At 68.6% G+C, this 25,924-nt stretch carries 28 protein-coding genes; 19 read left to right on the forward strand and 9 right to left on the reverse strand.

Going from position 1 to position 25,924, the window contains the following annotated elements; translation table 11 throughout:
• Both E0H75_RS41815 and E0H75_RS41820 read left to right on the forward strand, forming a co-directional pair.
• Positions 1–267, forward strand: a complete 267-nt coding sequence (locus E0H75_RS41815) for a hypothetical protein (RefSeq protein WP_131519289.1) — start codon at positions 1–3, stop codon at positions 265–267.
• Between the two features lie 4 nt (positions 268–271).
• Positions 272–691, forward strand: a complete 420-nt coding sequence (locus E0H75_RS41820) for a cupin domain-containing protein (RefSeq protein WP_131519290.1) — start codon at positions 272–274, stop codon at positions 689–691.
• Between the two features lie 4 nt (positions 692–695).
• On the opposite strand, the gene E0H75_RS41825 is transcribed toward E0H75_RS41820, so the two are convergent.
• The 3 genes from E0H75_RS41825 to E0H75_RS41835 all read right to left on the reverse strand — a co-directional run bounded on the left by E0H75_RS41825 (position 696) and on the right by E0H75_RS41835 (position 3,202).
• On the reverse strand, positions 696–1,391 hold the full coding sequence (locus tag E0H75_RS41825; protein WP_131519291.1) for a DUF4386 family protein: 696 nt from the start codon (positions 1,389–1,391) through the stop codon (positions 696–698).
• 126 nt (positions 1,392–1,517) lie between these two features.
• Positions 1,518–2,348 carry an LLM class F420-dependent oxidoreductase gene (locus E0H75_RS41830; RefSeq protein ID WP_131519292.1) on the reverse strand — a complete coding sequence of 277 codons (831 nt, stop codon included), beginning with the start codon at positions 2,346–2,348 and terminating at the stop codon, positions 1,518–1,520.
• Between the two features lie 107 nt (positions 2,349–2,455).
• Positions 2,456–3,202: a phosphotransferase gene (locus E0H75_RS41835; protein ID WP_131519293.1), complete on the reverse strand. Its 747-nt coding sequence runs from the start codon at positions 3,200–3,202 to the stop codon at positions 2,456–2,458.
• A gap of 359 nt (positions 3,203–3,561) precedes the next feature.
• Between E0H75_RS41835 and ald the strand changes: the two genes are divergently transcribed.
• From ald to E0H75_RS41880, 8 genes are all read left to right on the forward strand, one after another.
• Positions 3,562–4,677, forward strand: a complete 1,116-nt coding sequence (gene ald, locus E0H75_RS41840) for an alanine dehydrogenase (RefSeq protein WP_131519294.1) — start codon at positions 3,562–3,564, stop codon at positions 4,675–4,677.
• Entirely contained in the window at positions 4,674–5,606 is a 933-nt protein-coding gene (gene xerD / locus E0H75_RS41845; RefSeq protein ID WP_131519330.1) for a site-specific tyrosine recombinase XerD, read from the forward strand. Before ald ends, xerD begins: the two co-directional genes overlap by 4 nt.
• 17 nt (positions 5,607–5,623) lie before the next feature.
• Positions 5,624–6,877, forward strand: coding sequence for a low temperature requirement protein A (locus tag E0H75_RS41850; RefSeq protein WP_165554469.1), 1,254 nt, complete (start codon positions 5,624–5,626; stop codon positions 6,875–6,877).
• 194 nt (positions 6,878–7,071) lie between these two features.
• On the forward strand, positions 7,072–8,082 hold the full coding sequence (locus tag E0H75_RS41855) for a ParA family protein (RefSeq protein WP_272948989.1): 1,011 nt from the start codon (positions 7,072–7,074) through the stop codon (positions 8,080–8,082).
• Positions 8,067–8,432 carry a hypothetical protein gene (locus tag E0H75_RS41860; protein ID WP_131356301.1) on the forward strand — a complete coding sequence of 122 codons (366 nt, stop codon included), beginning with the start codon at positions 8,067–8,069 and terminating at the stop codon, positions 8,430–8,432. The genes E0H75_RS41855 and E0H75_RS41860 overlap by 16 nt, the downstream gene beginning before the upstream one ends.
• Before the next feature lie 2 nt (positions 8,433–8,434).
• Entirely contained in the window at positions 8,435–9,391 is a 957-nt protein-coding gene (locus E0H75_RS41865; protein WP_202873451.1) for a segregation and condensation protein A, read from the forward strand.
• Positions 9,388–11,316 (forward strand): SMC-Scp complex subunit ScpB, encoded by a 1,929-nt coding sequence (gene scpB, locus E0H75_RS41875; protein WP_238163590.1) that lies wholly within the window; start codon positions 9,388–9,390, stop codon positions 11,314–11,316. The genes E0H75_RS41865 and scpB overlap by 4 nt, the downstream gene beginning before the upstream one ends.
• The gene (locus E0H75_RS41880) at positions 11,306–12,040 is read left to right on the forward strand and encodes a pseudouridine synthase (protein WP_272948990.1); all 735 of its coding nucleotides are present in this window, start codon (positions 11,306–11,308) and stop codon (positions 12,038–12,040) included. The genes scpB and E0H75_RS41880 overlap by 11 nt, the downstream gene beginning before the upstream one ends.
• Before the next feature lie 305 nt (positions 12,041–12,345).
• Here E0H75_RS41880 and E0H75_RS41885 read toward each other — a convergent pair whose 3' ends face one another.
• The 3 genes from E0H75_RS41885 to E0H75_RS41895 form a co-directional block, all read right to left on the reverse strand.
• The gene (locus E0H75_RS41885) at positions 12,346–13,020 is read right to left on the reverse strand and encodes a DinB family protein (protein WP_131519298.1); all 675 of its coding nucleotides are present in this window, start codon (positions 13,018–13,020) and stop codon (positions 12,346–12,348) included.
• Between the two features lie 116 nt (positions 13,021–13,136).
• Positions 13,137–14,051, reverse strand: a complete 915-nt coding sequence (locus tag E0H75_RS41890; protein WP_238163591.1) for a hypothetical protein — start codon at positions 14,049–14,051, stop codon at positions 13,137–13,139.
• Positions 14,052–14,126: 75 nt separating this feature from the next.
• Positions 14,127–15,053: a hypothetical protein gene (locus E0H75_RS41895; protein WP_131519299.1), complete on the reverse strand. Its 927-nt coding sequence runs from the start codon at positions 15,051–15,053 to the stop codon at positions 14,127–14,129.
• 156 nt (positions 15,054–15,209) lie between these two features.
• On the opposite strand from E0H75_RS41895, the gene pafA reads away from it, so the two are divergent.
• The 3 genes from pafA to E0H75_RS41910 all read left to right on the forward strand — a co-directional run bounded on the left by pafA (position 15,210) and on the right by E0H75_RS41910 (position 18,579).
• Complete coding sequence (gene pafA / locus E0H75_RS41900) at positions 15,210–16,571, forward strand: Pup--protein ligase (RefSeq protein WP_131356294.1); 1,362 nt, start codon at positions 15,210–15,212, stop codon at positions 16,569–16,571.
• A 15-nt stretch (positions 16,572–16,586) separates the two neighbouring features.
• Positions 16,587–17,414, forward strand: a complete 828-nt coding sequence (locus E0H75_RS41905; protein WP_131519300.1) for an ornithine carbamoyltransferase — start codon at positions 16,587–16,589, stop codon at positions 17,412–17,414.
• A gap of 199 nt (positions 17,415–17,613) precedes the next feature.
• Entirely contained in the window at positions 17,614–18,579 is a 966-nt protein-coding gene (locus E0H75_RS41910) for an FKBP-type peptidyl-prolyl cis-trans isomerase (RefSeq protein WP_131519301.1), read from the forward strand.
• 96 nt (positions 18,580–18,675) lie between these two features.
• On the opposite strand, the gene E0H75_RS41915 is transcribed toward E0H75_RS41910, so the two are convergent.
• Together E0H75_RS41915 and E0H75_RS41920 are read right to left on the reverse strand one after the other, a co-directional pair.
• Positions 18,676–19,122 carry a hypothetical protein gene (locus E0H75_RS41915; RefSeq protein WP_131519302.1) on the reverse strand — a complete coding sequence of 149 codons (447 nt, stop codon included), beginning with the start codon at positions 19,120–19,122 and terminating at the stop codon, positions 18,676–18,678.
• Positions 19,123–19,153: 31 nt separating this feature from the next.
• On the reverse strand, positions 19,154–20,254 hold the full coding sequence (locus tag E0H75_RS41920; protein ID WP_131519303.1) for a DUF3866 family protein: 1,101 nt from the start codon (positions 20,252–20,254) through the stop codon (positions 19,154–19,156).
• 87 nt (positions 20,255–20,341) lie between these two features.
• On the opposite strand from E0H75_RS41920, the gene E0H75_RS41925 reads away from it, so the two are divergent.
• Together E0H75_RS41925 and E0H75_RS41930 are read left to right on the forward strand one after the other, a co-directional pair.
• Positions 20,342–21,298, forward strand: coding sequence for a helix-turn-helix transcriptional regulator (locus E0H75_RS41925; RefSeq protein ID WP_131356281.1), 957 nt, complete (start codon positions 20,342–20,344; stop codon positions 21,296–21,298).
• Positions 21,295–22,266 (forward strand): helix-turn-helix transcriptional regulator, encoded by a 972-nt coding sequence (locus E0H75_RS41930; protein ID WP_131519304.1) that lies wholly within the window; start codon positions 21,295–21,297, stop codon positions 22,264–22,266. The genes E0H75_RS41925 and E0H75_RS41930 overlap by 4 nt, the downstream gene beginning before the upstream one ends.
• Here E0H75_RS41930 and E0H75_RS41935 read toward each other — a convergent pair.
• A complete protein-coding gene (locus E0H75_RS41935) occupies positions 22,263–23,453 on the reverse strand; it encodes a winged helix DNA-binding domain-containing protein (RefSeq protein WP_131519305.1) in 1,191 nt (396 codons plus the stop codon). The two genes, E0H75_RS41930 and E0H75_RS41935, sit on opposite strands and share 4 nt — an antisense overlap.
• Before the next feature lie 177 nt (positions 23,454–23,630).
• Between E0H75_RS41935 and E0H75_RS41940 the strand changes: the two genes are divergently transcribed.
• The 4 genes from E0H75_RS41940 to E0H75_RS41955 are packed head-to-tail and all read left to right on the forward strand — an operon-like array spanning position 23,631 to position 25,907.
• The gene (locus tag E0H75_RS41940; RefSeq protein ID WP_131519306.1) at positions 23,631–23,822 is read left to right on the forward strand and encodes a hypothetical protein; all 192 of its coding nucleotides are present in this window, start codon (positions 23,631–23,633) and stop codon (positions 23,820–23,822) included.
• 60 nt (positions 23,823–23,882) lie between these two features.
• Entirely contained in the window at positions 23,883–24,188 is a 306-nt protein-coding gene (locus E0H75_RS41945; RefSeq protein ID WP_131519307.1) for a twin-arginine translocase TatA/TatE family subunit, read from the forward strand.
• A gap of 22 nt (positions 24,189–24,210) precedes the next feature.
• Positions 24,211–25,035, forward strand: coding sequence for a twin-arginine translocase subunit TatC (gene tatC / locus E0H75_RS41950; RefSeq protein WP_238163592.1), 825 nt, complete (start codon positions 24,211–24,213; stop codon positions 25,033–25,035).
• A complete protein-coding gene (locus tag E0H75_RS41955) occupies positions 25,035–25,907 on the forward strand; it encodes a diacylglycerol/lipid kinase family protein (protein WP_131519308.1) in 873 nt (290 codons plus the stop codon). Before tatC ends, E0H75_RS41955 begins: the two co-directional genes overlap by 1 nt.
• Positions 25,908–25,924 lie beyond the last annotated feature (17 nt).

The following is a 25,924-nucleotide window of genomic DNA, read 5'->3' on the forward strand; positions in this document are numbered from 1 at the left end:
GTGGACATCAGGATCAGGCGCGGCGCGGGCGAACTCGAAGGCGCGGTACCGGCCCACACCATCCTGACCAGGCTCGGCCGGAAGCGTCTGGTCGCCAGCGTGCAGGCGCGCTATCACCCGACCAAGGACGCCGCGGAACTCGTGGCGGAACAGATGCGCGCGGCGCTGGAACTCGGAGCCGATCAGGCCGAGGTCCTCCGGCCCTTCGTCCGATCGCTGGACGACGCCGACGTGGCCGCGGTGCGAGCCTTGCCGGCCCGAGAATGAACGCATGGACAAGCCTGCGTTGGCGGAACTGCTGGGCCTGGAGCCGCATCCCGAGGGCGGTTGGTATCGACAGACGTGGCGGTCGGAGGTGGAGTTCGAGCCCGAGGGGTACGGCGGAACGCGCGCCAGTGCGACCGCGATCTACTTCCTGCTCGCGCCGGGCGAGGAGTCGCGCTGGCACCAGGTCCGGTCGGCGGAGATCTGGCTGTGGCACTCGGGCGGCCCATTGACACTCGAGTACGGCGACACCCCCGAGACTGGCGAGGCAGTCACCCTGGGACCGGACGTGCGCTTGGGTCAGCAGCCCCAGGTGGTGATCCCACCCGACGCGTGGCAAGCGGCACGTCCGGCCGGCGACGAACCTGTCCTGGTGTCCTGTGTGGTCTCACCAGGGTTCGACTTCGCGGATTTCAGGATGCTCTAGGCACTTAGGTCTGCGGTACGACACCCTCGCCGGCGGTCACCTCCGGAAGGTGTTCGCGCACCATGTAGCCGCCGGCGCAGACCAGCCAGACCGACGACAGCAGCAACGGGACCGTGGTCATCAAGGTGCCACCGGCAACGAACGTGCCGTCGGAGACGAACACCCCGAAGGCGCCGGCGAAGGACACCACCGCGGCCAGCAGGCCCAGGTACCCGAGCCAGTTCGGCATCAGCCGGGTCCGCAACACGCCGATGCCTGCCGCGGCCAACGGCAGCGCGGCGGCGAACCCGATCATCGTGGTCATCACCGCGGTCACCTCGAACAGCATCAAGGAGAAACCGGCGTCCCGGCCGTCGACGCCGAAGGCGGTCGCGCCGGTCAGTGCGGCGTTCACGAAGATCGCGCTGCCGACCAGCACCGAGCCGGCCAGCAGGGCCAGGTGGACGTCACTGCGTTCGGCCCGCTCCCGCATCGCCTCGGCGAACGCGGCGGCGAACCAAATGATCAACCCGGCCGCAGCGCACCACATCAGCGAGCCGATCAGGATCGAGTTCCGGTGGTCGGTCAGCCAGCCAGTGATGGTTCCGTCCGAATCGCCGACCGTCGGAGGGGTGCCGGGCAGGAATCTGCCCAGGAGAGCCAGGACGACGAAGGCCAGTCCGGCGAAGCCGCCCCAACGCAACTCATGTCGCTCAGTCATGGGGAAACACCTCCACAGCGCACCGCACGATGTGGTGCGTCTACTGCCGATGTTCCCTCGTTCCGGCCGGGATTCAAGGGGTGCCGTCCGGCGAACAGGCGCGTCGTCGGACGGCTCCGTCGGCCCCTATCCGAGAACCGTTGCCAGCGCCTCGTATCCGGGCAGCAGATCGACCCCCTCGGGCCCCAGCAACTGGATCGCGACGTGGTCCGCACCGGCCTCAAGATGCGCGTTCAGACCCTCCGCGACCTCCACCGCCGAACCGTGCAGCACCATCGCGTCGACCAGCCGGTCACTGCCGCCGTCGGCGATGTCGTGGTCGGTGAACCCGAACCGCTTGAAGTTCGAGGTGTAGTTGCTCAACTGCAGGTACGACGCCAGCCGGTCGCGGGCCGTGGACCGCGCGATCTCGTCGTCGGTCTCCAGCACGATCATCTGCTCCGGCGCGAGCAGCACCCCGCCGCCGAGGGTCCGGCGTGCTTCGCGGGTGTGCTCCGGCGTGGTCAGATACGGCAGCGCGCCGGCCGTCCGGCTGCCCGACAGCTGCAGTACCTTCGGCCCGAGCGCGGCCAGTGCTCGCCGGTCGGCCGGCACCTTCGCGTCGTCCAACTCGTCGAGGTAGCTCACGATCGTCTCGTACGGAGACCGGTACGTGCCGGTCCGCTCCGGGTGGCCGATGCCGACCCCGAGCAGGAAGCGCCCCGGATGTTCGTCCTCCAGCCGGTGGTACGACGCCGCCACCTCCGCCGCCGGCGACTTCCACATGTTCACGATGCTGGTGCCGACAGCAACCGAACTCGTTGATGCGAGCAACACTTCCGCGTCGCGCAGGTCCGCCTCGGGCGATGCGCCCAGCCACAGGGTCCCGTACCCGGCCTGCTCCAGCCCGGCCGCCAGTTCCGGGCCCCAGTGCAGCGATCCGTGCCAGACCCCGAACCGTCCCAGTTCGACCGCCACGTCGTTCTCCTCTCGTCGACCGATCTCAGGGTGCAACCCGGGGCGGGCGGGCTCCATGGTCAAGCATCCCCGACGACGCGGAGGGGGCGTCAATGATGGTTGTCACGTCAAAGGTGGGCGGCGATCTCCGGGACCCGTCGCTGCAGGTCCTTCAGCCGGTGTTCGGTGCGCTCCGGTTCGCCGACTGTCGCGAGGTTGAGCATGCCCGGATCGCCGGCCAGTTGACCGGCGCGGATGACGCGGGCAGACCGTTGCGCGCGCAACGGAGCGCCCTCGAGGATCTGCAGTGGCGTGAACACGTCACCGCCGTACGCCGTCGCCATCAATCGCAGCCGGGCGGCCTGGTAGGCGGGGTCCATCGGCATCGCGAGTGGTGCGGTGTTCCAGGCGGTGAAGGCGATGTCGTCCAGCGGTACGCCCGGGCCGGCCATGTCCCAGTCGATCACGCCGCTGAACCCGTCCTCGGTGCCGATCCAGTTGTAGTACCCGTAGTCGTGCATGCAGACGATCTGATCGGCCGCGAGTTCACCGCGACTCGTCCGCCAGACGACCTCGCCCACAGGCCGGTACGACGCGACTACACGGTGGTACTGCGCGAGCCATCGCATCGCGTCGGCCAGTACGTCATCGGGCACCTCGGGGCCGTACGACGTACCCGGCAGGAAATCGAGGATCTCGCGTCCGCGGTCGTCGAAACCGTGGACCCGAGGTACGCCGGTCAGGCCGGCGGCGGCGAGGTGGTCGAGCAGCCCATGAACGGCCGGTGTCCACGGCCCGGTGGCACGCCGCACGGTGTCGCCGACGCGGACGGCACCACCGACGTTGCCGCCCGGCAGAGCGATCTCCTGATCCATGTCACGACCTTCCAACGGGCGTTTCAACTGGGGTACCGCAGGTGCGCGGAGGTCCGCCCTTCGGGGCAGTGCAAAACTGGCGTTAAGACAGAAATGGAGATTGCGTCAAGATTGCGCAAAGCCTGCGGGCAAAGGGGATTCCGGCGTCAACGTCACCGGGTGCCACGGCGTCTTACATGAGTGTAACCGAACCGCCGCGCAACGATTCAGCGAGTCGTGTCACGATCAGACCATCCGATCAGGTGGTATGAACTTCGCGGGCTTACACTCGGCAGCGACCTGGCAGCACACCCCTCACCGCCGGGCCGCGGACACAACGACGTGGGCCGCACACCTGGAATGTGAAAGAAGGGCGAGTTGTGAAGGTCGGAGTTCCGAAGGAAGTCAAGAACCACGAATACCGGGTGGCCATCACCCCGGCCGGTGTGCACGAGTTCGTGCGCAGCGGACACGAGGTTCTGATCGAGCGGGATGCGGGGGCCGGTTCACTGATCCCCGATGACGAGTTCGTGGCGGCCGGAGCACGGATCCTGCCGACCGCGGACGACGTCTGGGCCGAGGCCGAGCTGGTGCTCAAGGTGAAGGAGCCGGTGGCCGAGGAGTACCACCGGATGCGCAAGGACCAGGTCCTGTTCACCTACCTGCATCTGGCCGCCAGCCGCGAGTGCACCGACGCGCTGCTGACGTCGGGGATCACCGGTATCGCGTACGAGACGGTCCAGCTCTCGGACGGGTCGCTGCCGCTGCTCGCGCCGATGAGCGAGGTGGCCGGCCGGCTGGCCCCGCAGGTGGGTGCCTATCACCTGATGCGCAGCGGCGGTGGCCGCGGCGTGCTGATGGGTGGCGTCTCCGGCGTCCACCCGGCGCGGGTCGTGATCATCGGCGCGGGTGTCGCCGGGATGAACGCGGCCGCGATCGCCCTCGGCATGCAGGCGCAGGTGCAGTTGTTCGACCGCAACATCGCGCGGCTGCGCGAGGCCGACCGGATCTACCAGGGGCATCTGCTGACGATCGCCGCGAACGCGTTCGAGATCGAGAAGGCCGTGCTCGAGGCGGACCTGGTGATCGGCGCGGTGCTGGTCCCAGGCGCGAAGGCACCGAAGCTGGTCAGCAACGACATGGTCAGCCGGATGAAGCGGGGCAGCGTGCTCGTCGACATCGCCATCGACCAGGGCGGCTGCTTCGAGGACTCGCACCCGACCACGCACGCCGACCCCGTGTACCAGGTCCACGACTCGCTGTTCTACTGCGTCGCGAACATGCCCGGCGCGGTCCCGAACACCTCGACGTACGCACTCACCAACGTGACCCTGCCGTACGCCGTCGAGCTCGCGAACCTGGGTTGGCGGGAGGCGCTGCGGCGGGACCACAGTCTCGCGCTCGGTCTGAACACCTTCGACGGCCAGGTCACCTACGGCCCGGTCGCCGAGGCGCACGACCTGCCGCAGTTGAAGCTCGACGAGGTGCTGGTCTGAGCATCGGCCGGGCGGTCAGCGCGTACCTGGACCACCTCACGGTCGAGCGCGGCCTGGCCGCGAACACGCTGGCGTCGTACCGGCGTGACCTGCGCCGGTACGACGGTTACCTCGCGGCGGCCGGGATCGACGATCTCGGCCGCGTCACCGAGGCAGTGGTGAGTGACTTCCTGATGCGGCTGCGGGAGGGCGACGCGGACCACCCGCCGCTCACCGCATCGAGTGCCGGGCGCACTCTGGTCGCAGTCCGGGGCTTTCACCGGTTCTGTCGGCGTGAAGGGCTGACCGCTGTGGATCCGGCGGCCGCGGTGAAGCCGCCGGCGCCACCGCAGCGGTTGCCCAAGGCACTCTCCGTCGACGAGGTCACGCGCATCCTCGCTGCGGCTGCAGGAGCCGAGGCGGAACCCGCCGTACTCGCAACGCGGGACGCTGCGCTGCTGGAGTTTCTGTACGGGACCGGCGCCCGCATCTCTGAAGCGGTCGGACTGGCTGTCGACGACATCGATCTGGAAGCCGGTGCGGTTCTGTTGCGAGGCAAGGGCAGCAAGGAGCGGGTCGTCCCGGTCGGGTCCTACGCCCGCGACGCGTTGTCGGCGTACCAGGTCCGTGGTCGTCCGGATCTGGTGCAGCGCGGGCGCGGTACGCCGGCGCTGTTTCTCAACGCGCGGGGTGGTCGGTTGTCGCGGCAGAGCGCATGGACCGTACTGCGCCGGGCCGCACAGCGTGCGGGGATCGCGAAGGAGATCTCACCGCACACGCTGCGCCACTCGTTCGCCACCCACCTGCTGGACGGTGGTGCCGACGTCCGCGTGGTGCAAGAGCTCCTCGGCCACGCGTCCGTCACCACCACGCAGGTCTACACGCTGGTCACCGTCGACAAACTCCGCGAGGTCTACGCGACGTCACATCCCCGTGCTCTGTCGTCCTGACGCTTAGTGTGAGCGCCGTGACCGAGCAGACGGAGACTGCTGAGGAACGGCATGCCAGCTGGTTGGAGCTGTTCTTCGACCTGACTGTGGTGGCGGCTGCAGCGCAGATCGCGCACCGGTTGCATGGTGCCGAGAGTGTCGGGCAGATCGCGGCTTGTGCCGCCTTGTACTACGCGGTGTGGAGCGTCTGGACGACCACCAGCGTCTACGCGAACGTGGCGGGGGAGCGGACCCGGCAGCGCGCCGTACTGCGGACCATGCTCGGCATCGCGATCATGGCCGCGGCAGTGCCCGGTGTCTGGCCTGAGCTGCTGGCCGGCGAGCATGACGACGTACCTCATGGACGTACGGCGGTCTTCGTCGTCGCGTTCGTCCTGTGCCGGCTGATCGCAGCTCGGTCGGCGGCACGGGACGGGCAGGTGGTGACGTTCTGGCCCGCCACGCAGAGTGTGGCGGTGACGCCGTGGATCGCCTCGATCTTCGTACCGCAGACGGTCGCCTACTGGCTGTGGGGTTTCGCGATCACCGTCGACCTCGTCTTCTCGATGTTCGGCGCGCGGAATCCCCGCTCGGTCGCGCGGATGACCGAGAACGCGCGGCGGCGGCAGGACGAGCGGGACAAGCGCACCGCTCGCAAACTGGCCCATCTGATCCGCCGGGGCGTCTCGCCGGACCGGCTGCCGGACGCGTCGCCGACGCTGATCTCGGTCGCGCAGGTGGAGCGCGGTCACCTCACCGAACGGCTCGGGCTGTTCGTGATCATCGTGCTCGGTGAGGCACTGGCGCAGGTGGTGGCCGCCAACACCGAGCTGGACTGGACCTGGGCTGTCATCGCGTCGTCGTTCGCCGCGTTCCTGATCGTGGTGAAGTTGTGGCGGCTCACCACGCTGTACGGGTTCACTCCGGCACCGCTCATCGCCAAGCCGCTGGAGCCCTGGCAGGCGCTGCCGGCGCACCTCGGCGTGACCGCAGCGATCGTGGCGATCGCGTCCGGCCTCGGTGTGCTCATCCCGGACGCGACCGAACGCCTGCACGCCACGGACCGCTGGTACCTGTTCGGCGGACTGGCGCTCTACCTGCTGACCAGCGTCTTCGCCGCACTGGCCGGACGCGCACCGCTCAAGTGGTACCTCGGCTGGGCCTTGCCGAGCCTGGTTGTCTCGGTGCTGGCCGGCGTACTCGGGCATGCGGTGCCCGCGTGGTCCCTGGCCGTTCTGGCGTACGCCGTACTCGTCTGGTTCGCGTCGTACGACCGGCTCGTGAAACCGTAGCCCCGATGCGGTCGTTGCAGGGACGGTGTGCGATCATCTGACTACGGTTGGTCATCCTGGCGCGGTGATCGACCGCGCTTGGAGCCATGTCGACAAACCACCCCACCCCGGTGCGGAGTGGCTGGTTGAGAGTGCTTGAATGCACGCTTACAGTCGCTGGGATCGCCCGTATCGGTTGAAAGGTTTGACGAGTCATGAACGAGTCGACATTCCCGGGCACCGAGCAGCTGCCGACGCCTGCCCAACCGATCGCGCCGCAGCGGAATCTGACCGTACCCGACAACTATGCGGAGATGCCCCGGCCGACGGCCAAGCTCACCGCGGAGGACATCGCACCTGTGACTGATGCGCACGGCCCGAGGAACAAGATCGGGCCGACCGGCCGGCCACTGCCGGACCTGCCGGTGCCGCAGCGGCCGGAGAAGACCGGCCCGGCCCAGGTGATCGCGATGTGCAACCAGAAGGGTGGCGTGGGTAAGACCACCACCACGATCAACCTCGGCGCGGCGATCGCCGAGACCGGGCGCAAGGTGCTGCTGATCGACTTCGACCCGCAGGGGTCCGCCTCGATCGGCCTCGGCGTCCAGCCGCACGACCTGGAGCTGTCGGTCTACAACCTGCTGATGCAGCGCGACATCACCCCGGCCGAGGTGATCCGGCCGACCCGGGTGGAGAACCTCGATCTCCTGCCGGCCAACATCGACCTGTCCGCGGCCGAGGTGCAACTGGTCCAGGAGGTCGCCCGGGAGTACACCCTGCAGCGGGTGCTCGAACCGATCATCCCCGACTACGACGTGATCCTGATCGACTGCGCACCGTCGCTCGGTCTGCTCACGGTGAACGCGCTGACCGCGTCGAACGGCATCGTCGTACCGCTGGAGTGCGAGTTCTTCGCGCTCCGCGGCCTGGCCATGCTGACCGACACGATCGGCAAGGTGCAGGACCGGCTCAACCCGAAACTGGAGATCGTGGGCATCCTCGGCACCATGTTCGACGGGCGTACGACGCACGCCCGGGAGGTCCTCGACCGGGTGGTCCAGGCCTTCGACGAACGCGTCTTCCACACCGTCATCCGGCGTACCGTGAAGTTCCCCGAGACCACGGTCGTCGGCGAGCCCATCACGACGTACGCCCCGTCCTCGTCGGCTGCCACGCAGTACCGCGATCTTGCCAAGGAGGTGCTGGCGCGTTGTCCCGCCGGGTGAGCCTGCCAGGTGCCAGTGAACTCTTCGGGGGTGCGGCACCGAAGCAGACCAGACCCGAGAAGCGCACCACCACAGACAGCCCGACGCCGGCCGGAGTCCGGTCGCGCACGGCTGTTGTCGACGACCGCAAGTCCAGCGGTCGGATCCGGCACGACACGAAGATCACCGTGTACGTGACGGAGGAGGAGCTGATCGGCCTGGAGAAGACCAGACTCGCGTTGCGCGAGGAGCACGGCCTGAACGCCGATCGCGGCCGGATCGTCCGGGAGGCGATCGACGTGCTGCTGGCCGACTTCGTCGACCACGGACCGGACTCGGTGCTGGTACGGCGGCTCAAGGCCTCGGAGTGACCGTGGTTCCCGAGTCGCTGCCGTTGGATCTGCCGTCCGGTGAAGGTGGGGCGGCTGTTGCCGAGGGCAAGGGCTTCAGTGTTCACCTGGTCAACTTCGAGGGTCCGTTCGACCTGCTGCTGCAGCTGATCAGCAAGCACAAGCTCGACATCACCGAGATCGCCCTCTCGGTGATCACCGACGACTTCATCGCGCACATCAAGGCGCTCGGGTCGGAGTGGGACCTGGACCAGACGTCGGAGTTCCTGCTGATCGCGGCGACACTGCTGGACCTGAAGGCGGCGCGGCTGCTGCCGAAGGGCGAGGTCGAGGACGACGAGGACCTGGCGCTGCTCGAAGCCCGGGATCTGTTGTTCGCGCGGCTGCTGCAGTACCGCGCGTTCAAGCAGATCGCGGCGCTGATCCAGGAGCGCATGGCCGCCGAAGCGCGCCGGTTCCCGCGGGCGGTCGGGGTGGAGCCGCGGTTCGCCGAACTGCTGCCTGAGGTGCTGCTCGGGATCGATCCGGCCGGGCTGGCTGCGCTGGCCGCTCGTGCGCTGGCTCCGAAGGACAACCTGCCGGAGGGCGTGTCGCTGGCGCACCTGCACGCGCCGACCGTCACAGTCCGCGAACAAGCTCTCGTCATCGTCGACCGCCTACGTCGGCAGCGGAGCACCACCTTCCGCGCGCTCGTCTCGGACTCCCCGGATACCGTCACCACCGTCTGCCGGTTCCTGGCGTTGCTGGAACTCTTCCGCGAAGCCGCCGTCTCCTTCGACCAGGTCACTCCGCTCGGCGAACTCACGATCCGCTGGACCGGCACCGACGAAGGCGAGATCGACGTCAGCGACGAGTTCGACGAACTCCACCCACCCGACCCCGAAGACGGTGAGGCCCCCGAGGTCCCCGACGACCCAGACTTCCTGGAACCCGCCGAACCCCCCACCGACCCAGAACCAACCGAGACGGTGACCCAGTGACCAACCCCCAAGACCCACCCCTGGCCACCGCCCCCACCTCCGACCAAGCCGCAACCGCAGCCAACACCACCCCGACCGCACCCACGGGAACAGCCGAACCGACGCCCACCACCCCCACGGCAACCGAAGAACCAACCGCCGCATCACCGACCCCCGAGGCCAGTGGCGCGGATGCCGGTGACCCCTACGCCGAGGACACCGACTACGCGACCGCGGTAGGTGAACCCACGGACGACGGTGCGGCTGGGGAGGACGCTGGCTCGGATTCGGTGGAGACCGGGGACCTAGCGGGTGAGGTTGCGTCGGACACCGGGAATGCAGCGGGTGAGGTCGCGCCGGACGCCGAGGACGCAGCAGGTGTCGCGGCTCCTGGGGAACCAGGTGGTGGGGACGAGGATTATCTGGCGCCGGGGCAGACTGAGGTGCCGGTGGGGGATGAGGTTGTTGTTGATGACGACACCATGCGGCGGGCGTTGGAAGCGATTCTGATGGTGACGGACGAGCCGTTGCCCGTCCTGACGTTGGCGCGTGCCGTCGGCCGCCCGACAGGCGACATCTCCGCAGCACTAAACACCCTGGCCGAGGAGTACACCGAGCAGGGTCGCGGCTTCGATCTCCGTGAGGTGGGTGGCGGTTGGCGCTACTACACCCGCGTCGAGGCAGCGCCGTACGTCGAGCGCTTCGTCCTCGACGGGCAGCAAGCCCGCCTGACCCAGGCAGCACTCGAGACGCTCGCGGTCGTCGCGTACAAGCAACCCGTCAGCCGGGCGCGCGTCTCCGCAATCCGCGGCGTGAACGTCGACGGCGTCATGCGCACCCTCGTAGCCCGCGGCCTGGTCGAGGAAGCCGGCGCCGACACCGAATCCCAGGCGACCCTCTACCGCACCACGACGTACTTCCTCGAACGCATGGGCATGCACTCCCTGGACGACCTCCCCGAACTCGCGCCGTACCTCCCCGAAATGGACGACATCGAGGAAGAACTAGCCGCCCAAACCATCCCCACCCCCGCCAACCAGCCATCCGACGATTCCCCCGAACCACCCGCAGCCGACGCAGACCCCACCGAGCCCGCCGCGGACGCGGCGACCGCGGGGGATTCAGAGGATGAGCTCCCCGCATACGTCGACGCTGGCGAGGTCGTCGAGCGAGACCCCGACGAAGAAGCTCCCGAGCATCCCGCCGACGCGGATGCCCAAGCCCCCACGTACGCCAACCAGGAGGCCTCCGACCAGCCGGCTGAGCCGGCAGATGAGCCTGCCGCCGATTCCGACGATGCGGGTAAGCGGGAGTCCGAGGACGGGCCTGGTGCGAACGCGGCGTACGACGCCGATCCCGCAGACGCGGGCGAGCGGGAGTCCGAGGATCAGACGGATCCCGGGATCGACGGGGATCTGGACGCTGCGGATGGCGGGAGCCCGGGGGTTGACGGGGATCTGAGCACCGCGGAGTCGGATGAGTTCGGTGAGGGCAGCGCCGACGCCGGTGAGGCTGGAACGGATCCTGTCGACGGATACGACGGGGAGCCCGCGGACGAGACCGACGCTGGGATTGACGGCGACCTGAGTTCCGTCGGCGCGGATGAGCAGGACCCCGGGAACGCCGGTCCGAACGCTTCAGACCAGGCGGATGAGCCCGAGGACCAGTCCGCCGCGAACTCGGCGTACAACAAGGATCCTGCGCACGCGGGTGAACGTCAGTCCTCGGACGACGCGGATGCGCTGGATGCGGGGATTGACGGGGACTTGGACACCACGGAGCACGACGACACCACTGAGCACGACGACGCCGCGGAGCAGGCCGGGACCTCGGATGAGGACGAGTGGGCCGGCGGTGGGGCGGGTGCTGTGGATGGCGTGGTTGGCGGGGATGGCGTGAGTGGGTTGGGGTCTGGGGTGGTTGGGGTTCGTCGGTCTGATGGGTGAGGACGGGGTTCGGCTGCAGAAGGTTCTGGCTCAGGCGGGGGTGGCGAGTCGGCGGAATGCCGAGTTGCTGATCGAGCAGGGGCGGGTCGAGGTCGACGGGGCGGTGGTGACCGAGTTCGGGGTGCGGGTGGATCCGGAGGTCTCGGTGATCCGGGTCGACGGGGAGCGGATCCCGCCGGTCGGTACGCACGTGTACCTGGTGCTCAACAAACCCCGCGGCGTCGTCACCACGATGGCGGATCCGCAGGGCCGGCCGTGTATCGCGGACTACGTGCAGGACCGGCCGGAGCGGCTGTTCCACATCGGGCGGCTCGACACCGACACCGAGGGGCTGTTGCTGCTCACCAACCACGGTGAGTTCGCGCACCGTCTGACGCATCCGTCGTACGAGGTCTCCAAGACGTACGTCGCCGAAGTCGAAGGCAACGTCAAACCGGCAGTACTCCGCACGCTCCTCGACGGGATCGAACTCGACGACGGCCCGGCCCAGGCGGACACGGTGAAGGTCGTCTCCAGCGTCCGCGGCCGCACCCTGATCCAGATCAGCCTGCACGAGGGCCGCAACCGCATCGTCCGCCGCATGTTCGACGCGATCGGCCACCCGGTCAAACGCCTCACCCGTACCGCGATCGGCCCAGTACGCCGAGGCAACCTCCACACCGGCGAACTCCGCCCCCTTGACCCGAAAGAACTAGGCCAACTCCTAGACCTAGTCGACCTCTGACCCCACCACTCGAGCCGCCCACGCCCAAGACGTTCGACCGTCAACACCCACTGATGCCTGTGAACAGGTCACGTCCTGTCGACAGCCCCCAGAACCTGTCCAAGGCCCCGGCCGCCCGCCCTCGCCTGCCGACGACCTCAGTCGCTGACAGACCACGGTGCGCCGGCGGCCTCGGCGCTGACAGATCAGGGTGCTGGGTGCGACTTGTGCACGGGTCGACCACATGAGCGGGCTTGGCCTCAACCGGGCGTTTGGTGGTTGATCGGTGCACAAGGTCCTGGACGTAGGCGCATTGGCTGGGTGGGCTAGTGGCGGGCGAGTGCTACCAGGTGGCGCAGGGTGTGTAGTTCTGAGCGTTCGTGCCAGGCCAGGCGGCGGAGGACCTTGACGGTTGTCCACAGCTCGCGGTCGACTCGGCGTACCAGGTCCGGCAGCATGGCGGCGACGGTACGGCGGACGTGGTCCGCGGACTGGTCCAACTCATCTGCCAGATCCGGCAGCGAGTCCCGGTAGGGCAGGCCGAGTGACGGGAGGTAGTACCGGCTCTCGGTGTCGACGATGTGCCAGGCGAGCTGCCGCACCGTCTGCCAACCGGCGAACGACGGCAGCACTCGATCAGGATCCGCGAAGTCGAGCATCGCGCCAGAGCAGGAAGCGATCAGCCCTGCCGTCTCCTCCCGGCACCGCGAGAGAATCTCCAACGTGGCCGCCCGTTCGGCCTCAGAAGCAGGAACCAGATCACGCTCGAACGCCTGCTCGTCACCCACCACCCGCTCCACCACCACAAACCGCAGCTCGGACCCAAGCTCCGCACCAAGCGGGTCGGATTCAAGTTCCGTAGCGAGGTTGTCGAGGGCTGCAGGCTCGTCTGGGCCCTGGCCGCAGCGGCCCCAGTGCGAGGTTTCGAAGGCCCAAGCGGCTGTTCCGTCGTCCATCGCCATCTGTACGCCGGTCTCGACGTACGCCCGCACGTCCACCACCCACCGGATGCTAACCACGAGCTCCGACAAAGCAGACTGCCGCTGCCCAAGACACATGGGCAGCGGCAGTCCGGTTCCGCTGCCCGGTGCCCCTCAACGCCGGTCAGCGGCTGATTTCACTCGCCGAACAGGTCCCCGCCGTGCTCCTCCGGGTGGTACCGGAAGTACGTCGGGTCGGCGAACGTGGTCGGCACCTTGCCGAGGCCCTTGATGACGGTGCTGGCGCCAGTTGCGTGGCTCACGGCGTACAGATAGCCGGAGTGGGTGTCCTTGTCGATGCCGACCAGCAGAGTGCTCTGGGTCCCGCACTTCTCGGCGATCAGCGTCTCGAACCCTTGCCACGTGGACGACCGGACCAGCTTCACCACCGGCGCGCCGGTCTTCGGCACCCGGATCGTGTAGAGCGAACCGCCAGTCATGTTGGCGAGGAAGGTGTCGTACGTCGCGGTCTGGCTGATCAGCGCCATCGTCTTGACTGCGCCGAAGCCCGGGTACGTCGCGTGGGCGCTCCAGGTGCCGGCGTTGACGTTCCACCGGTTGAGGGTGTCGCCGTAGAGCGAGTACGTGTGCCCCGTCGTGCTGCCCGAGTACCGGGATTCCTCGAGGTACCGCGGGCCGTTCCGGTACCAGCCGCCACCGATCTTCGTCTTGCCGAGCTCCTCGATCAGCTTGCCGCTGGTGGCGAAGTAGCTGGTGGCGAACAGTTCCTGGCCGATCACCACGTAACCGGTCCGGCGGACAGTGTCGCCCGTGTAGTCCTGGTAAGCGAGCGACCCCGCGAGCCAGGCCTGACCGTCGGGAAAGAGATCCTTCGGACCTTGGGACACCAACGCCGAGGCCGGCGGCGCGGACGAGATCCAGTTGACGTTGTGGTCACCTCCGGCCGTGATCGAGCCGAGCTGCAGCAGGCAACCGCCGGCCACAGCCGACGGTGTCGGCGTCGCACTCGCTTGAGCCGGCACCAGCGCCGCGGCCAGCAACCCGGCCCCGATCAGCGCGGACAGACCACCCAGCAGTTTCCTTCGAGACATTCCCCAGGCCCCCAGTTCCCCCGCGGGTGTCGCGGGTCACACGGTTCGACGCCGGCACCCGCGAAAAGGTTGGGGTCAGTCGCCGTTCAGGTTGCCGGAAGAGTCGAGGGTGTTGACGAAGACACGGGCGTGCGCGACGCCGGTGAAGTCGGCGCCGGTCACCTTCCCGAGGCCCTTGATGACGGTGGCGGTCCCGTTCGCGTGGCTGACGGCGTACAGGTAGCCGGAGTTGGTGTCCTTGTCGATGCCGAGCAGCAGTGTGCTCTGGCTGCCGCATTTCTCCGCGATCAGCGTCTCGAAGCCCTGCCAGGTCCGCGTCCGCACCGGCTTGACGACCGGTACGGCGTTGCTCGCGATCGGGATCCGGATCGTGTAGAGCGAACCACCGGTCAGATTCGCCAGGAACGTCTCGTACGTCGCGGTCGTACTGATCAGCGTCATCGTCTTGACCGCGCCGAAGCCGGGGAACAGCTTGACCTTCCAGCCTGCGCTCCAGCGCCAGAGCACGCCGTCCCAGAGGGCGTAGACGTTGCTCCGGGTGACGGTCCCGCCGGTGTTGTAGTACAACGACGAGTCGAAGTACGTCATCCCGCGGGTCCAGCCTCCGCCGATCTTGGTCTGCTCGTAGGAGCCGGGTTCGAGCACCTGGTACGAGCCGTCGGTGCGGTAGTAGTACGAATAGAGACTGGTGTCGTTGGTGACGAGCCCGCGCCGGTGCTGGCCTGCCGCCACGGCCTCTTCGGTGGCGACCGAGCCGAACAGTCTCCAGTCCTCGTCCTGGTAGAGACCCTTCGGCCCGTCCCAGGTGCTGGTCACGCTCGGCGGGGAGGTGGCAGCGATGTGCTGGACCCGGAGGTCCCCGCCGGCAGTCACCGATCCGACGCTCAGGCTGCAGACGGCGGCCGCCGTACCCTGTGGCGTTGCGGCCGCCGACGGCACGAGTGTCGCAGCCAGGAGTGCTGTCGCGGCGGCCAGTGCGGCCGCGACGGGTATCCGCTTCATCTATCCGTACCCCCAGGAAATTGTTCAACTGTCCTACCTACCCCGATGCCAATGGCTTGCGGAAAGTTGGGTCCGTTGACATCAAAGGGGTAACGCCGGGAAACGGCGCGCCTGCGACATGGCCCGGTTGTCGGAGCGGCACCGTACTGTGGGTGTGTGAACCGGCGAATCTTCGGTCTGGAGAACGAGTACGGCGTCACCTGTACCTTTCGCGGTCAGCGCCGACTGACCCCCGACGAGGTGGCGCGGTACCTGTTTCGGCGCGTCGTGTCCTGGGGGCGGAGCAGCAATGTCTTCCTCCGCAACGGGGCCCGGCTCTATCTCGACGTGGGCTCCCACCCGGAGTACGCGACCGGGGAGTGCGATTCGGTCACCGACCTGATCGCGCACGACAAGGCCGGTGAGCGGATCCTCGAGGGTCTGCTGGTGGACGCGCAGAAGCGGCTGCACGACGAGGGCATCTTCGGCGACGTCTACCTGTTCAAGAACAACACCGACTCGGCCGGCAACAGCTACGGCTGCCACGAGAACTACCTGGTCAGCCGGCACGGCGACTTCGCCAAGCTCGCCGACGTACTGATCCCGTTCCTGGTCACCCGGCAGCTGATCTGCGGTGCCGGCAAGGTGCTGCAGACGCCGCGCGGCGCGGTCTACTCGGTGTCGCAGCGCGCCGAGCACATCTGGGAGGGCGTCTCCAGCGCGACCACCCGGTCCCGGCCGATCATCAACACCCGCGACGAGCCGCACGCGGACGCCGAGCGGTTCCGCCGGCTGCACGTGATCGTGGGCGACTCGAACATGTCCGAGACCACGATGCTGCTCAAGGTCGCGAGCACCGACCTGGTACTGCGGATGATCGAGGCCGGCATCGTGATGCGCGACCTCACCCTGGACAACCCGATCCGCGCGATCCGCGAGATCAGCCACGACATGACCGGCCGCCGCGAGGTCCGGCTGGCGAACGGTCGCGAGGCCAGTGCCCTCGACATCCAGACGGAGTACCTGACCAAGGCGCGCGACTTCGTCGACCGCCGCGAGCTCGGGACGCCGGCCGTCGAGCGGGCGCTGTCGCTGTGGGAGCGGACGCTGAAGGCGATCGAGTCCGGCGACCTGAGCGGGATCGAGCGCGAGATCGACTGGGTGATCAAGTACCGCCTGATCGAGCGCTACCGCCAGCAGAACAACCTCGGCCTGGCCAGCCCGCGGGTCGCCCAGCTCGACCTGGCGTACCACGACATCCACCGGCCGCGCGGGCTGTACTACCTGCTCGAGCGCAGGGGTGCGGTCACCCGCGTCGTCGACGACCTGCGCGTCTTCGAGGCCAAGTCGGTGCCGCCGCAGACCACCCGGGCGCGGCTGCGCGGCGAGTTCATCAAGCGCGCGCAGGAGCGCCGCCGCGACTTCACCGTCGACTGGGTGCACCTGAAGCTCAACGACCAGGCCCAGCGCACCGTGCTGTGCAAGGACCCGTTCAAGTCGCACGACGAGCGGGTGGAGAAACTGATCGCTAGCATGTAGCTGTAAGTTCGCAGGATGCGTCATCTGCTCCAACTGGACACCTGGGCAACTCCCGACATCGAGAACGTGTTCGAGCTGGCGCGGGAGTACGCGGCCGGTGGCGGCCCGCGCTTCGACGGCGCCGCCGCCTTGTTCTTCCCGGCCTCCAGCCTCCGCACCCGCGTCACGTTCGAGCGGGGACTGGCCGTGATGGGGTTGCAGCCGATCCTCTTCCCGCCCGAAACTCTCGACAAGTCCGAGGCACTCACCGACGTCGCGAGCTATCTGGCGCAATGGTGCGACATCGCCGTCGTGCGCCACGACGACCTCGCGACCCTGACCGGGCTCGCTGCTGCTGACGCACTGCCCGTGGTCAACGCGATGACCAGCGTCAATCACCCCTGCGAAGTGCTCTCCGATCTCTTCGCCATCTCCGAACTGGGACGCGACATCACCGCGCTGAGGTACGTCTTCGTCGGGGCCGACGGCAACATCGGTCGAGGCTGGGCCGAAGCGGCTCGGGCCCTCGACCTCGACCTCGTCCAGTCCTGCCCACCGGAGATCGCCATCCCCGGCGTCGAGCTCCAGCCCGATCTGGACAAGGCGATGGCCGGAGCGGACGTCATCCTGACCGATCCCCCCGGCCGTCATGACGAAGTCTTGGCCGCCTACCGGATCACCGCGGCCCACCTGGCGCTCGCGGCCGACGGACACCTGCTCAACCCCTGCCCGCCGTTCGTGCGGGATCGCGAGGTCGCGGCCGACGTCATCGACACTCCCGGCGCCTGGGTAGGGCACGAGTTCAAACGGGCCCTGCTACCCGTGCAGCAAGCCATCGCGGCGATCTGCATCGGCACGCCCTGACCTGGCGGCGGCTCTGAATGCACTCGCGGTGGCCACGCCCGTCCAGCAGTCACCGGCCGCGTGACTGTGCGTGGCGTGACCGAACGGTGACGCGGCCGGGCGGTGGTGGGGTTGGTCACGCAGGCTAGGGTGGGCCGCGTTGTTGCCCCCTGTGTCGAGCGGCGCGGACCGCGCCGGGATGTTTCGAGGTGCTGGTTTCGTGCGCAAGTTGTTGAGTCTGGTCGTTGTGGCGGTACTGGGGTCCTCCCTGGTTGCCTGCGGCTCGGATAAGCCCGACTTCGGGGCGGGCGGGATCAAGGTGACCTCGGACTTCGGCCAGAAGCCGACCGTCACCCACCGCGACGGCGGCCCGGAGAAGAGCCTGGTGACCGATGTCCTCAAGGAGGGCGACGGTCCGGAGGTGAAGAAGGGCGAGTTGCTCACCGCGAACTACCTCGGCCAGATCTGGCGCGACGGCAAGGTGTTCGACAACTCCTACGACCGCGGTGCGCCGTCGTCGTTCCCGATCGGGGTCGGCGGGGTCATCGGCGGCTGGGACGAGGGTCTGGTCGGCAAGAAGATCGGCAGCCGGGTGATGCTGTCCATCCCGTCCGACAAGGGCTACAAGGAGCAGGGCAACGAGCAGGCCGGGATCAAGGGTGACGACACGCTGATCTTCGTCGTCGACCTGGTCAGCGCGGCCGGGAACGACACCCCGCTGGACGCGACGCCGGCCACGTCGGCGGCGACCAAGATCAAGATCACCGGCGGGCTGAACGCGGAGCCGAAGGCGACCGTCCCGGCCGGATTCAAGGCGCCGGCCAAGCCGGGCAAGCCGGTCGTGATCGCTCTCGGCAAGGGCAAGCCGATCGAGAAGGGCAGCCAGCTGATCACCCGGTACGTCGTGTTCGACTACGCCGGCAAGAAGCAGGCCAGCACCTGGGACGGCCAGCCCGCCACCCAGACCTCGCCGGCGCAGCCGCCGGCCCCGACCGACCAGCTCCAGGTCGGCCCCGGCCCGAACGGTCAGGCCGGTCCGGTCGACGGCCTGGCCGGCATGCCGGTCGGCAGCCGCGTCCTGGTCGAACTGCCCCCGTCGAAGGACGCCTCCGGCAAGTCCATCTCCGCCTTCGCGGTCATTGATGTCCTGAATGCCTTCCCGGCTCCCAAGCAGCAAGGCCAGTAACCGGCCTTCGGCCGGGAGGTAGGGGAGGGTTCCCGCACCCAGTAGTCGTTCACATCAAGGCCGGTCTCCCCAGGTGGGGGACCGGCCTTGGTTTGTTCAGCGGTGGAACCAGCGGGTGGTGTCGGGGTGGAACGTCAGCGCCAGGGCAGTCACCACCGCGGTGATGTGCACGCCGCGAACCGCAGCTGAGGCCACGAACTCCACCGACCACTGCAGCGTCGTGAAGTCTCCGCCGTCGAGCAGCCAGGTCACCGGCCCATAGACAAGAGACGCGATCCCGACCGTGCCCAGCAACCCGGCCAACAGATAGCGGGACCAGGGGACACCGTGGCGGAAGAAACGGTCGATGACGACGAACAGTGCGCCGTAGATGAGGCTGCGGACGGCGATCTGCATCACCAGGGCCGACGGTGACACACCATCCGCGATCGCCCCGGCGACTCCGACCACCGACTCCGCAACCCCGGCGCCGACCGCGAGCAGCCACATCAGAGTGGCCCACCGAGCGGTCAGCGGGGCTTCAGGAGCAGCGATGATTGCCATGCTCCCAGCGTGACCGCCGCAGCCGCCCGGATCAGGAGTACTGAGACCCCACTCCAGGTGGTGGAACGTCTACCAGCCCCGCCGCGTGCCGCCCGGCCGCCGCCGCTGCCTCGAAGTACGCGCGGTCGCTGTCGAGATCACGTCCCATCGTCGACAACTTCACCGGTGCGGCCCGCAGAGCGTCGTACAGGCCGTCCAGCCCGACCCGGACGACCCGGTGCCGGGCCTTCAGCGGCTCGGCAGCGTCCCGTACGGCGTCCCCGAAGTCACCCGGCAGGTCGGGTACGACGACGTCCGCCGGCTGCAGAGCGACGCGACCGTACGCCGTCAGGCTGTGGTGTGAGATCCCCCGGTGCCGCGGCCGCGGGTCCGCCTCCGAGATCCGCAGTGACGCCACCGCTCGCCCGCGCAGCGTCCCGATCGCGTTGACCGCTTCACCTGACTGCACACCAGAGAACCCCCAGCGCGTCCCGGTCCCGAGGTTGCCAGGGCCCTGCGTGAGTACGACGAGCTCCGCCGCCAGCACATGTACGGCGGTCAGCAGCCCGGTGTGCACTGTGACAGCCTCCCGATCGCCGCCGTACGCCTGGCCGACCGTCACAGTCCCACCCAGCCAGCCACTGTCCCGCAGCGAGGCCACAGTGCGCGAGAACGCCATCGGCAGCGCCCCGCCGTCCGTCATCATGTACACGACCCGCGTGGTCGGCCGTGCCTCGTACACCCCGGCCAGTACGGCGGGTAGCGCCGAATGCAGGTCTGCCACCACGACCGGCGTACCGAAGAGGTCGTCGGCATCACGCAGTACGTCGTGGTCCGGTGAGTCCTGCTCATCCGCGCCGAGCACCATGGTCTGCAGCGGCGTGTACCGGGCCTTGACGAGGTGACCGTGCTCCGGAGGGTCGGCCGGCAGCCGGTCCGGTACGGCGACCACCAGCGCATAGCCGCCGGTCCCCAAGCCCTTGTCGAGCGCACCGACGTTGAGCAGCACGCGGTCCCCGGCCTCCGGCGCACCGACCAGATCGGGGTAGGCGAGGGCGCGCACAGACTGTGCGCCGACCGTCACAGTCAGCTCAACCGCACCGGCCCAGCTCCGCCCGACCGCACTCACCACACCGTCCCGCCATCGAATCACGCGCCGAGCGTAGCGGGTCGAACCGGTGTTCGAAGATTTCGGTGCGGGAGGGCGGGATTTGACGCTCTCAGGCCGTAAGGTGGTCGGGTGTCGGCGCGCAAGAGTGAGCGACTGCTCAATGTGGTCATCTGTCTACTGGTCGCGCGCACCTACGTGACCAAGGAACGCATCCGCGAGGTCGTCGAGGGGTACGCGGGCCAGACCGACGACGCCTTCGAGAAGATGTTCGAGCGGGACAAGGACGAACTGCGCGACCTCGGCATCCCGATCGAGATGGGCACGATCGACAAGTTCTTCTCCGACGAGGTCGGCTACCGGATCCGCCGGGACGTGTTCGAGTTGCCCGAGGTCCACTTGGAACCGGACGAGGCCGCCGTACTGGGCGTGGCCGCGCGGGTCTGGCAGCACGCCAGCCTGGCCGAGGCGACGACCTCCGCGGTGCTGAAGCTGAAGGCGGCCGGGATCCAGACCGACCAGTCCGCGCTGAGCGCGATCGAGCCGCACGTCGGCGCGTCCGAGCCGGCCTTCGACCCACTCTGGTCGGCGGTCGTGAGCCGGACTGTGGTGCGCTTCCAGCACCTCCGCAGCGGCGCCTCGGAGCCGACCACCCGGACGCTGGAGCCGTGGGGGATCGTCTCCTGGCACGGCCGCTGGTACGTCGTCGGCCGGGATCGCGATCGTCAGGCGACGCGGATGTTCCGGCTGTCCCGGATCGGTGGAGACGTGAAGACGGTCGGCGAGCCGGGCGCGTTCACCGTGCCTGAGGGCACCGACCTGCGTTCGCTGGTCTCCGAGCTCGGTCCGCCACGTCCGACGTCCGAAGCGAAGGTCCGCGCCCGCACCGGGTCCTGTGTCAGCCTCCGCCGCCGTGCCAACGCCATCGAGCCGTACGAGGAGGGCTGGGACCTGCTGCACGTCCCGTACGCCGACTCGGGCGTGCTCGCCGAGGAGATCGCGTCGTACGGCCCGGACGCGGTCGTCGAGGGCCCTGGGGACGTGCTGGACGGCGTGCTCTGGCGGCTGCGGACGGTGGCCGGCGCATGAGCAATGCTCGTGATCAGGTGCAGCGGCTCTTGGCGTTGGTGCCCTATCTGCGGGAGAACGACGGTGCCCGCGTCGACGATGTCGCGAAGGAGTTCGGCGTACGGCCGAAGCAGATCATCGCGGATCTGAAGGTGCTGTGGTTCTGCGGTCTGCCCGGCGCGCAGATGGGCGATCTGATCGAGATCGACATCGAGGCGGCCGAGGGCGACGGCGTCATCCACATCAACAACGCCGACTACCTGGCTCGCCCGCTGCGGCTGGCCGCGGACGAGGCGCTGGCGCTGCTGACCGCGCTGCGCACCTTGCGCGAGGTGACGGCCGGGAACGACCGGGACGCGGTCGACCGCGCGATCGGCAAGCTGGAGCGTGCCGCCGGAGAGGCTGCGGCGGCGAGCGAGGGCGCAGCCGCTCACGTGCACGTCGAGCCGGCCGATCCGGCGATCGCCGACACCGTGAACCGCGCCCTGGCGGGGAAGCGTCGCCTGCACCTGACGTACGACGTACCGTCGCGGGACGAAACCACCGAGCGGGACGTGGACCCGATGCGCTTGGTCGTCTCGGAGGGCCGCACGTACCTCGAGGCGTGGTGCCGGCTGGCCGAGGATGTGCGACTGTTCCGCCTCGACCGGATCGCGGCGGTGAAGCTGCTGGACCTGGCGAGCGAACCGCCGCCCGAGGCGACGCCACGGGATCTGTCCAACGGGATGTTCCAGCCGTCCGAGTGCGATCTGCTGGCGACGGTGAAGCTGGACCCACCGGCCCGCTGGGTCGCCGAGTACTACCCGAACGAATCCGTCGAAGAAGGCCCCGGCAACTCCCTGATCGTCAAGCTCCGCGTGGCCGACACCGGCTGGCTCCAACGCCTCGTCCTCCGCCTGGGCGGCGCCGCCACAGTCCTCGACCCACCCGATCTCACCACCCAAATAGCAGCCACAGCTCGAGAAGCCCTCTCGGCGTACGACGACTAGCTCTGGCTCAGCTGCTTCTCCAACGGGGCGCGGAACCGAGGCGTGACCCGGACGCCGGACAGCCAGGCGGTCCAGCGGGCGGCTTCGGCCTCGATCAGTTTGGTGGTTTCGCGGCCGACGTCCTCGAGGAGCTGGAAGCGGACCTCGCCGGACTCCGGCTGCCCCCAGCCGCCGACGATCCGGCCGTCCGCCCAGATGGTCGGGCCGATGTTGCCGGTGGTGTCGAACAGCTTCGCCTTGTGCTCGCCGAGGTACCAGTCACGGTCCTTCCAGCCCATCGGCGTGGGGTCCAGCGTCGGCAGGAACGCGACCCACGGCTCAACCGGCACCTCAGGCGCCTCGTCGCCCGGCAGCACGTACCCGCCCTGGCCGTCCAGATCCACCGCGACCGCCTCGACCGCGGTCAGCGCCTTCTTCGCCTGACCGGCCGTCCACCCACTCCACCACTGCAGGTCCGCCGCCGTACCCGGTCCGAACGTCGAGAGCCACGCCCGCGCCAGCGTCACCCGAGCCTCCTCAGCCGCCGGCTTGTCGCCCAACCCGCCAGGCAGCCAGTCCTCTGCCGGCGACCAGTGGTGCTGTCCGCTCAGCCATGTCCCCAGCGGCCGTCCGCGCACGATCCGGCCCTCGGCCGACAGTTGGAACAACACCCGGCTGGTCACATACGGCTGAGCGGCGTACGCCTTGCCGGTCGCCATGTTGAGCCGGGTTCGCAGCCGCGGCTCGTCCGCGGACAGCTCCTGCGCCGTAGCCGATCCGCGCAGCGTCAGGGCAGTCGCGGCCGACTCCTCGACCGCCCGCAGCCACTTCCCGGATGCGTCCGCATCGGGCCCGACCCCGGATTCGGTCAGGTGCTTGACCAGCAGCTTCCGCTGCTTGACCGCGATGTCGTCGGTGCACGCGGCCTGGACGATCGGCGCGAACGGCGTCGGTACGACGAACACGGTCCGGCGCATGCCGAGCATCCGGATCAGCGTGCGGTCGTCGTACAGCGCACGCTCCGTGCTCAGCACGTCACTCCCTGGCACGCGAGCGGCCACGGACAGGTGCACGGTGGCCGGATCGGTGGCGTGCAAGGCGACCATCGCCGCCGCAGCTTCCACCGGATCCGCCGCGTGGCAGGAAGACAGCAGCCGGTGCCGCCGGCCCAACCGGGTCCGCCGCTCCTCGACCCCGATCCGCAACATCAACTGCCCCCTCGTCTCGCCGTACCGCAGCCTCGTCCCCGCGGAGCCTGCCCACTGGCAGGGCCGGGCATGTCCCGCTGGAGACACTCGGTTTTACCATCACGTTCCGACACCGTTGTCCGCCGAGACGCCACGCGGGGCGTGGGCGATGGCCGGGAACCGGCTAGGCTCCTGGGTATGTACTGGTTCCTGCTCTTTCTCGCAGTCGCGGCGGTGTGGCTATCCGTCCTGGCTCTGCTTGCGAAGAAGGTATGGGGCCAGGCCAAGGCGCTGACGCGTGAGTTGGTCGCCGCCCAGTCCAAGCTGGAGGCAGCGCAGTCCACGGCCGGGTCCGGACAGACCCATCGGGGCGAGCACGTCCCGGCGTAGTATTCGGCCCACGACTCAGCGTTGAGCCACCAGGCAAGTGTGTGTGAAAGGGAGATCGACATGGCAGCACCGCTCATCGGTATGCCGCAGGGCGCGGAGTGGCTCGTCATCCTCGCGATCGTCGTGCTGCTGTTCGGATCGGCCAAGCTGCCGGCGCTGGTCAAGCAGCTCGGCAAGTCGAAGAAGATCTGGGAAGAGGAGGTCGGCCCGAAGAAGAAGGACTCGGAGCTGACCGAGGGCAGCAACGAGTCCGCCCAGGCGCCGACGCAGCAGGCGGCCCCGCAGGCCCAGCCGGCGCAGCAGCCGAACCAGGCCAACGGCCAGGCGCCGGGCGACGGCTTGCCGCCGACGCACACGGCGAACTGAGCCGAGCGCTCCAGCTGTGTCAATGGTGAGGTTCGGGCGGCGTAAGGAGAAGCAGGAGCGCCGCCCGAAGGACGACGAGGGTCGGATGACCCTGCGCGAGCACATCATCGAGCTGCGCAACCGCCTGCTCATCAGTGTGCTCGCCATCGTGGTCGGGACCATCGTCGGCTGGGTCTTCTACGACCAGGCCTTCGAGTTCCTGACCAAGCCGTTCCTGACCAGCGTGACCGAGCTGGCCAAGGAGGCCGGCAGTACGAAGCTTCCCCAGCTGACCTTTCCTGGGGTCGGCAACCCGCTGACGTTCCGGATCAAGATCTCGGCGCTGTTCGGGCTGCTGCTCGCTTCGCCGGTCTGGCTCTACCAGCTGTGGGCGTTCATCGCGCCCGGCCTGCACCGCAACGAACGCAAGTGGGCCTATCTTTTCTCCGCGATCGCCGCTCCGCTGTTCGCGGCCGGCGTCTGGGTCGCGTACTGGACCCTGCCGAAGGGCATCGAGATCCTGCTCGGCTTCACCCCGCTCGACATCCAGAACCTGGTCGAGCTGCCCGACTACCTCGACTTCGTGATGCGCACGATGCTGGTGTTCGGCGTCGCCTTCCTGATCCCACTCGTGGTCGTGCTGCTGAACATGCTCGGCGTGGTGCCGTCGTCCGCACTGCGCCGGTTCCGGCCGTACATCGTGCTGGTGATCTTCGTCTTCGCCGCGGTCGCCACACCGTCGGGTGATCCGTTCACAATGTGCCTGCTGGCCGTCCCCATGTGTCTGCTGTTCTTCATCGCCGAGGTGATCACGCGGATCCTCGACAAACGCAAGGCACGCAAGGCCGAGGAACTGCTGGCCGACTGATGACCAGACGGATCGCGCTGGTGGTGAACCCCACCTCCGGGCGCGGCCTCGGTGCCCGCGTGGCCCCGGTGGTCCGCGAACGGCTCGCGGCCGCGGGGATCACCGTCGACGTGCACGCCACCACCTGCGCGGAGGACGTCGGCCGCATCTCCGCCGAGGTGGTCGCGTCCGGTGCGGACGCGGTCGCGCTGATCGGGGGCGACGGCACGGTCCACCTCGGCGCCCAGGTGCTGGCGAAGTCCGGGATGCCGTTCGGCGTGATCCCGGCCGGTACCGGCAACGACTTCGCCCGCGGGATCGGCGTACCGCTGAAGGATCCGGCCGCGGCGGCCGACCTGATCGTGGCCGGCAAGACCCGCGCGATCGACTTGGCGGTGGCCAAGGACGAGTTCATCACCACGGTCGTGGCCGGCGGCTTCGACTCGTTGGTGAACAAGCGCGCCAACGCGATGAGCTGGCCGAAGGGCAACTCCCGCTACACGGTCGCCACCCTGGCCGAACTCCGCACGTTCAAACCCCTCGAGTACGTCGTCACCGTCGACGACGAGGTGATCGAGACCAAGGCGATGCTGGTCGCGGTCGGCACCGGGCCGACGTACGGCGGGGGACTGCAGATCTGTGCCGGCGCGGAGATCGACGACGGACTGCTCGACGTGACGATCATCCAGCCGGTGTCGCGGTTCACCCTGCTGCAGATGTTCCCGAAGCTGTCCAAGGGCACCCACGTCGGCCACCCGATGATGCGCACGGCGCGCGGCCGCTCGGTCCGGCTCGAGTCGCCCGGGATCACGGCGTACGCCGACGGCGAGGTCCTCGGCCCGCTCCCGGTCGACATCGGCATCGCCCCCGGCGCACTCACCGTTTTCGGCTGAGACACAATCTTCACGGA

Origin of the sequence: Kribbella capetownensis, from assembly GCF_004331485.1 — a bacterium.
In the GTDB taxonomy this organism is placed as follows: Bacteria; Actinomycetota; Actinomycetes; order Propionibacteriales; family Kribbellaceae; genus Kribbella; species Kribbella capetownensis.